20 protein-coding genes are annotated in these 14,692 nt (G+C 48.3%); 7 read left to right on the top strand and 13 right to left on the bottom strand.

Annotated elements, in window-relative coordinates:
* Positions 1-60: 60 nt before the first annotated feature.
* Together ACQE3E_RS23150 and ACQE3E_RS23155 are read left to right on the top strand one after the other, a co-directional pair.
* A complete protein-coding gene (locus ACQE3E_RS23150; protein ID WP_427501744.1) occupies positions 61-1,122 on the top strand; it encodes a Y-family DNA polymerase in 1,062 nt (353 codons plus the stop codon).
* A 438-nt stretch (positions 1,123-1,560) separates the two neighbouring features.
* Positions 1,561-2,139: a TMEM175 family protein gene (locus ACQE3E_RS23155; RefSeq protein ID WP_256612423.1), complete on the top strand. Its 579-nt coding sequence runs from the start codon at positions 1,561-1,563 to the stop codon at positions 2,137-2,139.
* A 279-nt stretch (positions 2,140-2,418) separates the two neighbouring features.
* Here the strand turns inward: ACQE3E_RS23155 and ACQE3E_RS23160 are convergent, their stop codons facing one another.
* On the bottom strand, positions 2,419-3,294 hold the full coding sequence (locus tag ACQE3E_RS23160) for a LysR family transcriptional regulator (RefSeq protein ID WP_427501745.1): 876 nt from the start codon (positions 3,292-3,294) through the stop codon (positions 2,419-2,421).
* Between the two features lie 119 nt (positions 3,295-3,413).
* Between ACQE3E_RS23160 and ACQE3E_RS23165 the strand changes: the two genes are divergently transcribed.
* From ACQE3E_RS23165 to ACQE3E_RS23185, 5 genes are all read left to right on the top strand, one after another.
* Positions 3,414-3,740 carry an EthD family reductase gene (locus ACQE3E_RS23165; RefSeq protein WP_096876911.1) on the top strand — a complete coding sequence of 109 codons (327 nt, stop codon included), beginning with the start codon at positions 3,414-3,416 and terminating at the stop codon, positions 3,738-3,740.
* A 42-nt stretch (positions 3,741-3,782) separates the two neighbouring features.
* On the top strand, positions 3,783-4,385 hold the full coding sequence (locus ACQE3E_RS23170; RefSeq protein WP_427501746.1) for a hypothetical protein: 603 nt from the start codon (positions 3,783-3,785) through the stop codon (positions 4,383-4,385).
* 45 nt (positions 4,386-4,430) lie between these two features.
* The gene (locus tag ACQE3E_RS23175; protein WP_256612427.1) at positions 4,431-5,324 is read left to right on the top strand and encodes an alpha/beta hydrolase family esterase; all 894 of its coding nucleotides are present in this window, start codon (positions 4,431-4,433) and stop codon (positions 5,322-5,324) included.
* A gap of 362 nt (positions 5,325-5,686) precedes the next feature.
* Complete coding sequence (locus ACQE3E_RS23180) at positions 5,687-6,727, top strand: Y-family DNA polymerase (protein WP_427501747.1); 1,041 nt, start codon at positions 5,687-5,689, stop codon at positions 6,725-6,727.
* A gap of 21 nt (positions 6,728-6,748) precedes the next feature.
* Positions 6,749-7,675, top strand: coding sequence for a DNA/RNA non-specific endonuclease (locus ACQE3E_RS23185; RefSeq protein WP_427501748.1), 927 nt, complete (start codon positions 6,749-6,751; stop codon positions 7,673-7,675).
* Between the two features lie 160 nt (positions 7,676-7,835).
* Here the strand turns inward: ACQE3E_RS23185 and ACQE3E_RS23190 are convergent, their stop codons facing one another.
* The 12 genes from ACQE3E_RS23190 to ACQE3E_RS23245 form a co-directional block, all read right to left on the bottom strand.
* Entirely contained in the window at positions 7,836-8,057 is a 222-nt protein-coding gene (locus tag ACQE3E_RS23190; RefSeq protein ID WP_427501749.1) for a hypothetical protein, read from the bottom strand.
* Between the two features lie 53 nt (positions 8,058-8,110).
* Positions 8,111-8,959, bottom strand: a complete 849-nt coding sequence (locus tag ACQE3E_RS23195) for an AcrVA2 family anti-CRISPR protein (protein ID WP_427501750.1) — start codon at positions 8,957-8,959, stop codon at positions 8,111-8,113.
* A gap of 243 nt (positions 8,960-9,202) precedes the next feature.
* On the bottom strand, positions 9,203-9,355 hold the full coding sequence (locus ACQE3E_RS23200) for a hypothetical protein (protein ID WP_427501751.1): 153 nt from the start codon (positions 9,353-9,355) through the stop codon (positions 9,203-9,205).
* Positions 9,356-9,441: 86 nt separating this feature from the next.
* Complete coding sequence (locus ACQE3E_RS23205; RefSeq protein WP_427501752.1) at positions 9,442-10,086, bottom strand: hypothetical protein; 645 nt, start codon at positions 10,084-10,086, stop codon at positions 9,442-9,444.
* A 56-nt stretch (positions 10,087-10,142) separates the two neighbouring features.
* A complete protein-coding gene (locus tag ACQE3E_RS23210) occupies positions 10,143-10,280 on the bottom strand; it encodes a hypothetical protein (protein ID WP_427501753.1) in 138 nt (45 codons plus the stop codon).
* Between the two features lie 13 nt (positions 10,281-10,293).
* The gene (locus ACQE3E_RS23215) at positions 10,294-10,503 is read right to left on the bottom strand and encodes a hypothetical protein (protein WP_427501754.1); all 210 of its coding nucleotides are present in this window, start codon (positions 10,501-10,503) and stop codon (positions 10,294-10,296) included.
* Positions 10,504-10,658: 155 nt separating this feature from the next.
* Positions 10,659-10,838 (bottom strand): hypothetical protein, encoded by a 180-nt coding sequence (locus ACQE3E_RS23220; RefSeq protein WP_427501755.1) that lies wholly within the window; start codon positions 10,836-10,838, stop codon positions 10,659-10,661.
* A gap of 87 nt (positions 10,839-10,925) precedes the next feature.
* Positions 10,926-11,948 (bottom strand): hypothetical protein, encoded by a 1,023-nt coding sequence (locus ACQE3E_RS23225; protein ID WP_427501756.1) that lies wholly within the window; start codon positions 11,946-11,948, stop codon positions 10,926-10,928.
* A 65-nt stretch (positions 11,949-12,013) separates the two neighbouring features.
* Complete coding sequence (locus tag ACQE3E_RS23230; protein WP_427501757.1) at positions 12,014-12,886, bottom strand: hypothetical protein; 873 nt, start codon at positions 12,884-12,886, stop codon at positions 12,014-12,016.
* A gap of 343 nt (positions 12,887-13,229) precedes the next feature.
* Positions 13,230-13,538, bottom strand: coding sequence for a hypothetical protein (locus tag ACQE3E_RS23235; RefSeq protein ID WP_427501758.1), 309 nt, complete (start codon positions 13,536-13,538; stop codon positions 13,230-13,232).
* Between the two features lie 474 nt (positions 13,539-14,012).
* Positions 14,013-14,300 carry a hypothetical protein gene (locus ACQE3E_RS23240; RefSeq protein WP_427501759.1) on the bottom strand — a complete coding sequence of 96 codons (288 nt, stop codon included), beginning with the start codon at positions 14,298-14,300 and terminating at the stop codon, positions 14,013-14,015.
* A 2-nt stretch (positions 14,301-14,302) separates the two neighbouring features.
* Positions 14,303-14,644 (bottom strand): hypothetical protein, encoded by a 342-nt coding sequence (locus ACQE3E_RS23245; protein WP_427501760.1) that lies wholly within the window; start codon positions 14,642-14,644, stop codon positions 14,303-14,305.
* Between the last annotated feature and the right edge of the window lie 48 nt (positions 14,645-14,692).

The following is a 14,692-nucleotide window of genomic DNA, read 5'->3' on the forward strand; positions in this document are numbered from 1 at the left end:
CCTTCAGGCCAAGGGTGTGCAAGTGATGCACCTAGGTGTGCAGATGCTCTGCACTTGGGTGTGCAAGTAAATGCAATTACGCAGTATGGCGACATGTCATCCAGAGTGATGTCATTATTAGAGACATTTTCACCGAGCACCGAAATTTATTCGATTGACGAGGCATTCTTAGATTTGACCGGGATTTGTCAGCAAGACCCTATCGGTTATGGTCTCACTATTAAACAATCGATCCAGAAAAATACCGGCATCCCAGTTTGCGTCGGAATGGGGCCGACTAAAACGTTGGCGAAACTGGCAAATTTTGCCGCAAAAAAATGGCCTAAAACCAACGGTGTTGTGGATTTGTCCTGCCCTCAACGGCGGGAGCGGTTAATGCGCCTGTTACCGGTCAATGAAGTCTGGGGTATCGGTTCAAGCCTAAGCCAGCAGCTCTCGCAACTCGGCATTCACACCGTCTGGACTTTGGCGCAGCAGCCCGTTCAACGAATGCAGTCGCAGTTTAGTGTTGTTTTGGCTCGAACGATCATGGAATTAAATGGCATTTCCTGCCTGGAGCTTGCAGAAATAGCGCAGGACAAACAAGAAATCATGTGTTCCCGAAGTTTTAAGCGGCCTTTAGAAAATTTGAAGGAATTATCGGAAGCTTTAGCCGAGTTCTGCAGCCGGGCAGCGGAAAAGCTCAGAGCACAGGATTCGACAGCAGATCGTTTAACCGTGTTTATCAGGACTAACCCGTTTAATCCACAAGAACCTCAATATCAACGTTCAGCAACTTTGAAATTGGCAATAGGCACGCAAGATACACGCAGGTTGATCAATGTTGCCAAGCAGTTGTTGCAGGGTATTTACAAGGAGGGTTACCGTTACCAGAAATGCGGAATCCAATTAAGTGGCCTTTACCCCAATACCATGCCTGGTCAGACGGATTTGTTTGCCAACCCAAAATCTTCAAAGGAGCGAGAGTTAATGGCCTGCTTCGATAAAATCAACCATCGGTTTCCTAAGTCCATATCTATAGCCGCCACAGGATTAAACAAAAGCTGGCAGTTCCAGCCCGAACGCATGTCAAAACGCTATACAACCCAGTGGGATGAGTTGGCGATTGTAAAATGCAGCTAGCTAATCATTACTCAGAGTGGGCAAAAAGATACCTGATGTGCTTACTGGATGGGTAGTGAAAGGCAAGCAACGACCCAAACTTGACGGTCGCACTTCTCCAAACCAGTCAGTCAGCTAAATCCAGCGCCTGGGAACTGGAGATCTACAAAGCGGCCATTGGCGACCGCATCCAACGGCCAATTTTGCGACATCCACATATAGAGGGTGCCTGCCAATATCGAGCCCTCGCCATTTCGGCAAACACAGAGTGAGAAATCAATAAACACCTTTCACTCGGTTTTACTTACAGCCATTTTTTGCGGGACAAGTGATTACTGAAGGTGGACATGATAGCGATTATGTAAGAACCCAATTGAATTTTGTATTTTAAAAAACTGTGCGTAACCATAGGCTGTAATAATAGCTACCCATCACTACAGTACGTTAACGAGGTAAGACATGGGTAAAGGTCGGCTGGAGGCATTCAGTGATGGGGTACTGGCCATCATTATCACCATCATGGTATTGGAATTGAAAGTACCCCATACTGCGGACATCAATGCGCTGATTCCTTTGATTCCTGTGCTTTTAAGCTATGTGTTGAGCTTCGTCTATGTAGGCATTTACTGGAATAACCATCACCATTTACTGCAAACATGCCAAAAAGTCACTGGTTCGATACTGTGGGCAAACCTGCATTTATTGTTCTGGTTATCGTTATTTCCGTTCACAACTGCCTGGATGGGGGAAAATCACTTTGCGGCTATACCAACGATGGCTTACGGAGTGGTTCTATTGATGGCAGCAATCGCTTATATATTATTACAATACCTCATCATCGTTTCACAAGGGACAAATTCGCTATTAAAAAGATCTGTCGGTAGCGACTGGAAGGGTAAATCCTCACCATTGATTTACTTAATAGCGACACTAAGCACGTTTTGGTCGCCATGGTTAGCTCAAGGGCTTTATGTGCTGGTCGCATTGCTATGGTTAGTGCCAGATCGACGTATTGAGAACGTGATGTCTGAATATTAAAAGGATTTTTGATTTGCCAAGCAAATGACCAAATAAAACTGGGCTTTTCATTGTAACCTTCAACAATAAACTGAGTTGGTGAAGGTCTGCTCAAGCCTATTTGAAGGTCAGCTATTGAGAAACATGTATGGCGGCTTTCTGGCAGATTGGTTCAGCACCAATTAAAGCAATGGCTTGCGCGTCAATTTTTCTTGAAAAACTGCAATAATCAGAGGTTTCCTAACCCCTTTAAACGCCATAATCGGACTTTTGATTTAGTTTTGCCTAACCTGTGATTTTTTAAAAACCTATCCGCAGACTTTTCAATACTTCTGCCACTTCGGGTTTTGCGGCCGATGTGGGCGGGAATATAGCGCAGATGGTGCGACGAATTTCCGGATCTGACAGATAACGAACTTGAATCTTATCTGCATTTTTGGTGATGGTGAATTCCGGCATTAGCGCAACGCCGATTCCGGCGCGTACCATACTCAGTATCCACTCTTCGCTATTACTTCTATAGGCAGCATAAAGATTGACCTGCCGCCCCTGGCACACATTCCTCAGTGTTTCACGCAATTCACAGTTCAGGCGATCCAAGTAAGGTTCAGCTTGTATGGTCGCTAAATCAATTTGTTGCATTTGATTGAAACGGTGTTTGTCGTTGAAGACAACAACATAGCGTTCTTCGTAAAGCTTTAAAGACTGGTAATGCCCTACCGGTAAGGATGTTGGTGCACTGATAACTAAATCCAGGCTATCTTCATCAAGTTGATTCAATAGATTGCATTCACTGTCGACGACTAATTCCAGTTCTACATGGGGTCGTTCTTGCTGAAAGTCAGTGAAGAATGGACTTAAATGGTGTGCGGCAATTGTCGTCATCACGCCGATGCGAAGTGGCACAGTATTTAAGCGGCTGAAACGCACAGCCTCAGCTTTGACAGCTTGCGTCTTGCGCACTATTTCACGTATAGAAGGTTCAACCAAACGTCCTAAGGCCGTCAACCTACATCCGCCGCGGTCTCGGCTAAATAGCTCACCGCCAAGTTCATCTTCCAATTTCTTAATTGCTTGCGTCAGGGAGGGTTGGGCCACATAGGTTGCTTGTGCAGCGCGAGTGAATGAGCCTTTATCGCAGACGGCCAGAAAATAGCGAATTTGTTGCATTTCCACAGCTTGTCTCCTTTCTTGAATAGGAAAAACCTATTATTTCATAGAAAATTGGTATTTTACAATTAACATAACTCATTATTTAATATAAACACCAAGTCACCTAAATATTCAATATTCCTATGAAAACAGCAAAATTAATCGTAATGTACCCTACACCAACAGATTTAAAAACTTTTGAACGTCGTTATGCTGATGAGCATGTGCCGATGGCGGTCGAAAAGCTGGCCGGCAAAACACGATTTGTCGCCTCATTGATTCTTTCCAATGCAGACAAATCTGCAGCGCAGTTTCATCGGATTGCCGAGGTTTATTTTCCATCCCTCGCCGAATTAGAGGCTTGTCTGAATTCACCAGGCGGCCAAGAAACAGCTCAGCATGCCGTTGAGATTTCTAGCGGTGGTGATCCGTTGTTTCTGATCTCCGAGGTGGAAACCTTTGATTTCTAATCCGACCATCGGATTTAACATAATCACAGTGGAGGCAAATCAATGTCTAACTCTATCAAACTAAAAAAGGTGGCTTATAAGCGCATTAGGTGGCTGGGTCTGCTGCCTGTTGTCTTTTTGGTTGGATTAATGCCAACTATTGCCCAAGCGCATCGCGGTGCGCCTGACGAGGCCGATGCTTGCGTTACGAGAGTTGGTTTTGAACGAGTCCATTTCACGGCCTATACCCCGACTCTGTCAGGGGATCGGGAATATTGCAGCATCATTCCCGAAATCGGCCCAACTAATTTGGTGTTCGACTACGAAGGTAAAAGTCTGCGCAATGTCAGCGTGGAATTCGAAATCACCAAAGAACCTGAAGGGCAAAGGGTTTTTTATCAGCAGCCGAAAAAAGTTAAAAACGGCACTTTCGATAGTATGGTCGATTTTAGTCAATATGGTGCTGGTAATTATTTGGCTCACATCGCTATTGTCGACAAGGATAAGCGTCTTGACACTCATATTCCGTTCTCTGTTGGCCTGGAATCGGTTCCGGGAAAAAGCTATATGCTGCAGATTGTGATAATCGGAAGCTTGTTGTTGCTGGCTTATATTGTAATGAAGTTAGCGAATAAGGAAGCGCCCAATCACTCACCTGAGGCATGATCGAATGGTACAGGCGAGTCAAACGTACTTAGGGGGAATATGACTATGAATATGACTCAATTAAAGGTTTATCTTTTAAGAACCAATTCTTGGCAGAAAGTGCTATTCGGGTTACCGATATTAGTAATGGTTGTCATGCTTTTGATGGATCATAGCGGCGACTCGGTAGAATTGGGGCAGGCCGTGTATCGACCTGAGATGCTGAAACGTCTTTGCAAAGCTGATCAACTCAGTGGAGACGCTGGAGAGACTTATGGTGAAGAAACCGAAAATGGCATCAAATACAATGTCCGCACACCAGCCAATTATGATGCATCCGTTGCCCACCCACTATTACTGGTATTTTCTCCGGCCGGATCGAATCGGGCTAAAACCGAAAAAACAACTGGGTTCACTTTTCCTGCTACCCAAGCCGGTTTCATCGTGGCCTATGCGGATCACCCGGAATTATCGCCCAGCACTACCGTAGAATTAGGCACCATTCCCAGTTTAATGGCCAAAAAGTGGTGTATTGATGAAAAACAGGTCTATGTTACGGGACATTCCGATGGAGGGACTTCGGCAATGGCATTAGCGTTTATGACTGGCACACGACACATCCCACGTGCAATTGCGCCGAGCGCAGCAGGGGTTGCGTATGATGATTTACGCGACCGCAAATGCCCCGAGCCCTTGCCGGTTATGATCATGCACAGCAGCAAGGATCGCCTGTTTCCTGGTTATGGTCAGCAAGCGGTGGGTTGGTGGGCAGCTTGTAATAAATGTGATCCTATTCCGGATAAAATCGCAAATGGTTGCTCCTCTTATTCAGGGTGTGCCGGGGGCGTAAAAACGTTGTACTGTGAAGGTGATCAAATCCATTCACATTGGCCCGAGCGAAGTCAGGATATTGTCGAGTTTTTTGTGTCAGCGACTCAAGTTAGCCCACTGGCAAAGTGAAATTGGCTCTATATGAATCGTAATGGGTGCAAAGGTAAACCCGAAAGCAAACGGTCACCCAGATTCCTCTCGGGTCTGCCTGCTCCTTTTAGTGGCTGAACAGTTGGTTGACAACCGACCTGGACGTATTGAGCCTAGAGCCATCAAACGACGACCCAAAACGAAGCCGAATACCGGACAGCCGATTGGGTTACATGGTGCCTTAATTATTAAAATGGGATAGCTACTCCGAGCGGCGGGTTTTGGCCGATTCTGTTGAAAAGTCGGTTTTGTTAAAATTTTAACCAATTTTGCCGTTCGTCAAAATGATAACTGTTTGTTTTCAAAAATAGCTTGCTTTTTAATTCCACATAAACGCCGATATGTCGGCAAGAGTGATGTCCGTGTTGGAAACCTACTCGCCGACGCAGGAACTGTATTCGATTGACGAGGCCTTTCTGGACTTCACCGACCTGTATCCCGGCCGTCAAGACCCGTTCGCTTACGCCCAACAGATCAAGCGCTCGGTACAGCGTCAGGTCGGCATTCCAGTCTGTGTCGGACTGGGGCCGACCAAGACCCTGGCCAAGTTGGCCAATTTCGCCGCGAAGAAGTGGCCGAAAACCGGTGGCGTCGTGAATCTGTCCGATCCGGACCGACGCGAAAAGCTGATGAAGATCGTGCCGGTCGATGAGGTGTGGGGCATCGGTCGCCAGCTCGCCCAGCAACTCAATGGTCTAGGCATTCGGACGGTTTGGGATTTGGCCAAGCAATCGCCGCAGAAAATGCAGCAACGTTTCAGCATCGTCATGGCCAGAACCATTATGGAATTGAATGGTATCAGTTGTCTGGATCTGGAGACTGTGGCGCCCGCCAAGCAGCAAATTGTTTGCTCACGCACCTTCGGCAGGCGGTTGACTTCTTATGCCGAGTTGCACGCTGCGATGGCCGAGTTCACTAGCCGAGCCTGTGAGAAACTGCGCCAACAACAATCGGTTGCTGGTCAAGTGTCGGTGTTTATCCGCACCAACGGCTTTGCCCTGCACGAACCGCAGTATCAACGTCAGGCCAGCCGCTGCCTGGTCTTTCCCGCTAGCGACACTCGGGTGATACTGGCTACGGTTGAAAGCTTGCTGTCCAGCGTCTACCATTCAGGTTTTGGCTACTACAAGTGCGGCGTGCAACTCGGCGACATTTCACCCGCGTTAGCGCCAAATCAATTGGACCTGTTTGACGATCGGGCCGGCGCGGGCAAGGCCGATGGACGCGTGATGCAAACCGTCGACGCCATCAATCGGCGCTACCCTAAAGGCATTGCGGTGGCCGCCGCCTGGATCGACCAGAACTGGAAACCTAGAGCACACTGCTTGTCGCCACGATACACCACGTCTTGGCGGGAACTGCCGATTGTTCATTGCCGATAACTTAGACCAGGAGCTGCCGCCATGACGGACCGACTTACCGCTCACGCTTTACTTCTGCTGGCAATACTCGCGGCGCTCCCTATGTCCGGCAAGGCCCACCCCGGCAAAGTCAACGCCGAAGGCTGCCACACCGAGCGCAAGACCGGCGAATATCATTGCCATCCTGAGCGGGCCAAGCCCGCCACCGCACCGGCACCGGCGGTCAGCGAACCGATCTTGTCGCCATCGGCATCCAGTCCTGCCGAATCCAGCGCCGTCAGTCCGACCGAAGCGCCCACGATCGCCCGCGACCTGTTGAAGCTTGACTATCAGGGTTTTACGGTCTGGCTCGACTGCCAGCAGCGCGGCCCGGTTCGCTTCGAGTACATCGCGAGCAAAGACAGCGGTGATCTACCGCGCGCGAAAGACTTTACGCTCGATCCGGCTGTCCCCAAAGAATGCCAGCAGTTCAGCGCCGCCGCTTATGGTCACGGCTACGACCGGGGCCATCAAGTGCCGGCCAACCATCTTGACGGTTCCGAAGAGGCCCTCCGGCAATCGAACTACATGACCAATATCTTGCCCCAAGTGGCGCAGATGAACCGGGGAGCCTGGGAGCGAACCGAGGAAATCATCGAGTGTTACCGCGACCTCGAAGACCTGCACGTCATTGGCGGCGTGATTTGGGGGAATAACCCCGCCGACGACTATTTTTTGAGATCACACGGCGTCAAAACGCCGGACGCCTTTTGGAAAGTGATTATCCGTGGCAGCGATCAAGATCAACGAGTCGTTGCTTGGGTGGTGCCGAATAGCCCAGCGGCTACCAAGAGCAATTTGGATCAATACTTGATCTCGGTCGGCAATTTGGAACAGCTCATAGGTGAAACCCTCCCGGTCGCCGCCTACGCCAAACACGACAAGCCGACCGCGTCCTGGCATATTCCACGCGGATGCAAAAAAGGGTAGAGGGATTTCCTAAAACTTCGCACGGCTCCAGTATGCAGCTTTATAAGTACTTACCTACATGTCCGGGTTTTGTCGACCATTTCAACGCGTACGGTGCCGGCCGCGATCGGCACCGTACGCGTTGCCATCACCCTCTTATCCGGATTCTTTTGCTGCCAGATCAAGTCCGGCGGCTAGCTGAATCTTTCTCAGCTTTGATTTTTTTTGCCAATGTTTTAATCTTACGAATAACCGTGGCAGTCGTATGGATATGTTTCATTGCAGTTTCCTTTAACATGCGGGTTATCGGTGCCGACTTCCGGTAGCCGCAGTTGAAAGGCAAACCAAGATTGATAAGAAGATCATTCACCCAAAGATGATTCGCCTTGTCGGCGGCAGGCATTGATAACGCCTATAAGGCATATTAATCCGCGCTGCGTCTATTTACAACGCGCTTTACTCCGTCTGCATCACTACCCCAACCACCATCGGCGTCAACCATTTGTAATTGAACCGCCGCTCGCCATCGCGCGGCCCACTCCAAAACCCGTGCCAGTGGCCTTTGCGTAAATGAGCTTTAACAGACCGGCCGCAGTCGTTGACGGAATGATTAACCGCCCGCAACTGATCGCCGATCTGCCGGCCCACTGTCCACACGCGCGGTTTTTCGGCCGGGAATAACCGCCAGCCGCGCTTCGTTTTAGTCGGCGCCGGCCGCTTCGGCGACGTGCCCGGCGCGCGGTCGTCGTCGATCTCCGGCGCATCGCTGCAAATGTACAGCAACAACGAGATTAGCGGATTGATATTCGCGGCGAGCTGTTGCACGTGATCCATGCCTGGCGCAAAGGCGATGCCTGCCGCGCCGGCCTGCCGCGCCGCTTCAGCTGTTGCACGGTCCACGGCCTCGGTCACGGTCCACGGCCCCAGGTGAATAGGCACCGGGATCAACGCGTCGGCAGTGTCGAGCAGCAGCCGCAACTCGCTACGGTGCGTATTAACATCGTATTCCAAATGCACCCAGTAGCCGTGCAATTCGCCGCCCAGCCATTGTCGCCCCGGTGTTTCGATGTAAATGCACCATTCCGGCAGCCGATACAACACCTCGCTCGGCATATCTCCGACTACCAGTGTATCGGCCAGCGCACCCATGAAATCGGCGTCGAACTGGTAAACGCCCTGGCTATAGCGCCAAGTGCCTATCGCTGCCAGTCGTCCCACGTCGCCGACTAAGTGCAAAGGCAAGCGCCGGCCAGGCAGCAATTGGTTAAAATTGTCCTGACTGACCACCGCATACCAACCGGCCATCGGCATAAAACACCAGGCTGGCCAGTTTGGCAGATCGCGGCCACGGTCGCGCCTAAACTCGTCTACCAGTTTTCCAGTCGATGGGTATAGCCGCATTGCTGCGGCTAGGTGTTCAGATGGGCGTAATTTACTCGCCATTGAATATCGGGGTCTGCGTAAAATCGTATTGAAAACACATTTTTACGAATTATTTGCCTCGTGTTGAAACGAATCATTTCCAAGAACGCTGTCAGCGGAACCCACTCACTTTACAGATTTGTTTTCGATTTCTTTACGGTCGTTGTCAAGCTTCATCTGCCTAGTCTTCTCAGATAACCAAGATGCACCGCCTGCCAGCCAAAACACAATACCTAGCGCGAAGATAGCCCCAACTATATCGATAGTGTCGTTATTCATGTTCATTTCCTTTTGTAGGATTAACTCAATTTTACGATTTAACACCAAGAATAAATATCTTTATCTAACGGCGTTTCTACACGTTTTTACGCAGACCCGAATATCGCCGCCAACACCTTCAGATTTTCTTTAATCAGTTGGCTACGCTGGTTATATGCCGCTATTTCAATACGTTTTGTTTCAAAAATATCTTGTAATATCTCAAAATCCATGCCTTCGTCGAAATCGACCGGCACAACCCGGTCATAATGCCAGCCAATTAATCTGGCGTAAAAACCGCTTTCGTCGCGATACAGTTCGCTACCGTTAAACGTAAAAATGGGTTTGTTACGATCTTCGACCCCATGTCTTTCGTGTATTTGCTCATAGCGGTCACGCCATTCTTGCGGCCATCCCCAAAATCCGGTTTCGACCTCGTCCTCGGTCAGCGGCGGCAAACCGTCGTTCCAGTTTTCGATTGTGCGGAATGACACGTAATTTGATAGAGAAATCGTTTTTGGCCGCCGCTCGGCATCGCACAGCATCGAATACGTGTCGTCTGCAAGCACGCCTACCGCGCGCTCATAGGTTACAAATGAATAGGCGCCGTCATCGACGGGCAATGAAAACGATAAACCGTCCTCTTCTACATAGCCGTTTTCAACGGCTACCGGAAGCCAGATGCCGCCGTCAATCAACGGCTTTTCAAGTGCTAATTGGGTGTGGCCTGCGCGGCCTATGGTTTTTTTCATGACTATCTCCTATCAATTCGAGATTTAAATGCCGCCCGGTTGGGCGGCAAGCGGGATTATTCTGGAATTTGGATAGCCCCAACATGATCTTTAACCTTTATGTGATAGTCGCCAGCGGCTTCGTTTATTTGAGTTTGAATGATTTGTTTTTGGTTTAAAACCGCTTGTTGTAAATTGCCAACTTTGGCTGTCATGGCTATTCTCCTGCTATTGTTGTTCAATAGCGTCAATGGCTTCGTCGTTGCCGCATTCTTCAATGTCGTAGTCGGAACAGCTTTTTATCGCTGATCCGTCGGCGAAAACGGCGTAATTGTATCGCCCCCTTGTTCCGAAAGATTCGGCCTCGAATATGGCGGCAACATTGTCGAAGTCCACGCTTTCTTCGAAGGCTTTAATCGCTTTTTGTGCTGTGTTCATTGTCGCTATCCTATTATTGATTTAGGAGTAGTTTTCCTCGGCGATAACGTATGCGCTATGGTCATACACTTGTTCAGCATCGACGCACCACGCTGAGTATGTTGCGCCGTTACCGTCTTCGTCCGGCCCAATGTATGCGGCCTTTGCCGGTGTAATCATTCCCATACGGCGACCAGCCTGCATCCGTCCGCACCTCGATAGCCTGGCTTGTTAAGATAATCCCCAAGCGCGTGCAACAGGTTTACTTCCGTTTCAGGCACGTCAAGCGCGTCCTGAGAGTCAGTTAATGCCGAGAACAGCGCTTCGGCCAGTTTTTTTATTTCATCAGATTCCATTTTGTCACCACTTTGCTATATAGTTGGCCTCGGGATCATCAAGGCCTCATTGAAGAACCGACAGAAATTTAAACGACTAATTTAGTCTTAGTCGCTTTCCTCGATGATCTCGCCATTCCAATCGTAAACACTAATCTCTGGAGATTGCCGCACATTCAACCGCCAGCCCCATGCGCAAGTGCCTCCGCGCATCTTGGCGATCTCAGAAATCCGATTGACAACGCCTGCACGCCACCAGGCAATACCGGCTGTTATCGCTTCCGATTTGGTCGCGTAAGACGGCGCTCCAGGGCAAATTGTCATAAAACCTCCAACTCCGGTATGCGCAGTCCAGCGCTGTTTATCTTTGTCGCCGTAGGCACGGATAACGATGTTGCGGTGCCGGCTATCAAAATGCTCCGCAGCGGCGATGCTGGCTTGGCCAGCATGGCAAGCCAAAGCAGCATGCAATAAATTCTCGTCGAGATACGGGTCTCCACGCCAGGCCCTCACTGTATCCGGCGTGATCAACCCAGAGCGATAAGTGGTCTCCAAATCTACGGCGTCGTCATCTGAGATCTCACCGGCGTCGATTTTTCGGCGATTCTCTTCCGCCTTAGTCTTGCGGAATGATTCGACGGCGGCAATATCGTCGGCCGATGTGTCCAGCGGATCAGCCCATGTCCAACCGGTTGGCAAATCAAGTTCTGTCGTATCTGCTGCGCGGTAGACCGTCCATCCAGCTTGTGGATGCGGCAAAAGAGGTTCGGTGTCCCAGTTGGGTATGATGCTCCAGTAGTGCCAACCGGCGACAGGGTCGGCTCCGGGCGGCGCATAGGCTACGGCTATTCGTGGCACTGGCTGCATAGGCACCATTGGCGGCCACGCTACGTCAGGCGGCGTTGCGAGTTTCGTCGTCAGCCAATCGTCAAGTTCGGCGGCATTACCTGCCTCTGCCAGCCATGCCATAGTTTGCGGCGTGGTGCGCGGCACGTATTGATTGTTGACGATACTGCCGAGACGGAGCGTGTCGTTGTACTTGACCCAGGCAACCCTTTGCCCTTGGTGATTCTCGGATTTGATTCGGAATTTGCTGCGCATTTCCTGCGCCGTGTGTTTGTGGTGTGTCATTTGTCGCTCCTCCGGCGGTGAGCCGGATTGATGCTAAAAGTCTGGGATAATTTGTAGGACTTTTGTTATTCCGCCAAGTAGATCTCAGTGATAGATCCAGGGATCAACTTCTCCAAAATTTCGGCGATTATCGCTTTGTCTTCATCGGTATTTGGATTGATTCCAGTGAAGAATTTAATCGCAGACAAAATTTTTTCCGGTCCTGTTTCGGCGTGTCCACCAGTGTAATTATGGATAAATCCGGATTGAGCAAAACCGTCAATCATGGCTGTGCCGCCCAGATAGCTAAATAAACCAACATTTGATAGCCCGGTTTTTTCAGCAGCGCAGATAAGTAGCACTAATTCTTTTGAGTATTGCCAACCAGAAATAGCCTTCCTTCTCAAGTAATCATCGATAATTTCTTGATCCAGAGTCCAGCGCGACCAGGTGACACCTTTATGTATCTGCATAATATCACCGTTAGGCAATTGTAATAGCCTGTGATCTTTGCAGGAAAACAATACAGGTAAATCGGCTCTTTTATTTAGCCCCCACCATTCACCGCTATAGCTATCAGCACCGATGTTGAAATATCCGCTAGTAATGCGATTAAATTGTATATTTTCTGTTTCTCGCTGTTCATCGACTTGGCGTCTTTCAATGGCTAAGGCAACTAACTCACGATAGGAATTATTCTCACGCTTACCTGAGGCACGAAGACGCTCAGCTAATCCTAATTCAGATAACGGGTCGATCCCGCTTAATTTTAATTTAGCAATAACGTCAATATATATATTAGCCTGTTCGTCTGAAACAATTACTCCATAGTATCGACCGGGTCCATCGTTGTCTAATTCGTCAAACTCGTCAAAGCTAATCGTATAATCATAATATTCGTAATTCATCAAGAAAGCGTCAGCTTCTAAATGTGATACGTTATTGATCTTTGTATTCATGGTTTCTCCTTGGCGCTCCGGCGAAAGGCCGGGGATTATTTAAAAAATATCGACGATACGGAATATCATTTAGTTGGTAATGTAAATATGAATGTCTAAACATAACAATTGGTTCTATCAGAATTTTAACGTTTTTTTATTTTCGACACCACTCCTCTGCAGCCAATCCATCTATCATTATCCATATCCAAATTATCTATGGAAAATGATTCGTTGTTTTGCTCTACCCCAGCCACAACAACTCACCGTCCAAGGCAAAATTCCAAGCCTGTACCTTCACGCTCGACCAGATTTTCCAATTCTTGCATTCGCCCTATACTATTGCCTTCGATCTGATTAATTCTCAATTGTTTTTAGGGATATTTTTAACGTCAACGAAAATTAATTCTGCGACTTTTATGGTTTCTGCGGTAGGCCTAAGTTGGTAGCCAACGCATTTATCAGCCCCGTAAAACACGGGAGACCTAACAAGATAGGTTCCCGTGTGGCGATTCCATTCGTAAATAAAAGGCAATAGGCTAACTACTTCACCTATCGCTTCAATTTCGGCTTCACATCGGGTTTGATTGTAGTGATCCGGAGTTACAATCACTAAATCGCCAACTTGGTATTCGTTACCTTCACTGCCATCTGGATAGATATACCTAATCATTACTTCGACTCGGCACAAAAGTCATCATCCATGAGCAGAAACTACACCAGATCAAGAATATAGCCGTTAATACGGGATTATCATTTGCACCGTCGATCAGCCATTCCGGTGGCCTGCCTAAGACTAAGGACGCGGCGAAAACGATAGCAATCGAAATTAGAATAACAACTATTAGTTTCATTAGCCGTTCATTAGTTTATATAGAAATACAGAGTTTAATAATTGATATTCCATCAGAACCGTTTAATAAGGAAACCAAATAAGCGTACATCGAAATCGCCACAATCCGTCTCCCAGATTCGTTCTTCATCAAGTTTCCAATCCTTTGCTTCCTTGATGGCTGCCCACGGTGTAAGGCATCCAATCGAATCGTGATTCTCAACATAAACGGCGCGAAAAGGCGAGTAGTCTAATATCAGACGTCTAAAATGGTCTGACAATGCGCTATAAGATACATACCTCTTAAGTTTAAATTTAATTAATCCTAAATAATTCGCTAACATAACACCCACTTACCGCATAATAAATATTATCGTGATCAGGTTTTCGCAGTTCAAAACCGATATCAGAACCGCTATGAATCAACCTATCTAACAAAAGATAAGTGATATTACCATGTTCGTCCGTTCTAAGCTCGAGGCATTTAGCCGTGATGGCCTTGGCGAGTCCAGAAAACCGAATATAGACGGTTTCAGCGAGGCCATGTTCATCAGGCACTATCTGAATTTCTTTAATGGTTTTGTATGGTTTTAAAGCATTCATTATTAACTTTCTATACGGACTCTTGGTGTTTTGTTGTCCGGTATTACAGCCATGGATATTTCCTCGGGGTGACCATCAAGGGAGCAAAACGAACCTTCACAAACAGCATATCCAGCCGGCCAGCCCTTTTTCCATTCAAACCGGACTGTCGGTTTATTTACGCATTGATCGGCAAAGGCCAACACCTCCGCATGACGCTGTTTTGCGCACGCCCACAACTCGTCCGGATAATCGTTCGCACCACCAGAACCGCCGCCATTCAATATTCTATGAGGGTGTGCGCTATTCATCTCATAGTCTGATAGACGAGTGGCAGGTTGGAAATAATAACTAACCGAAAACATAATTCATATCTCCGTATGTACAAGTGAACAACCGCATAACCAGCGGTT

The organism is Methylomonas sp. MED-D, assembly GCF_050276835.1.
Classification (GTDB): Bacteria; Pseudomonadota; Gammaproteobacteria; order Methylococcales; family Methylomonadaceae; genus Methylomonas; species Methylomonas koyamae_A.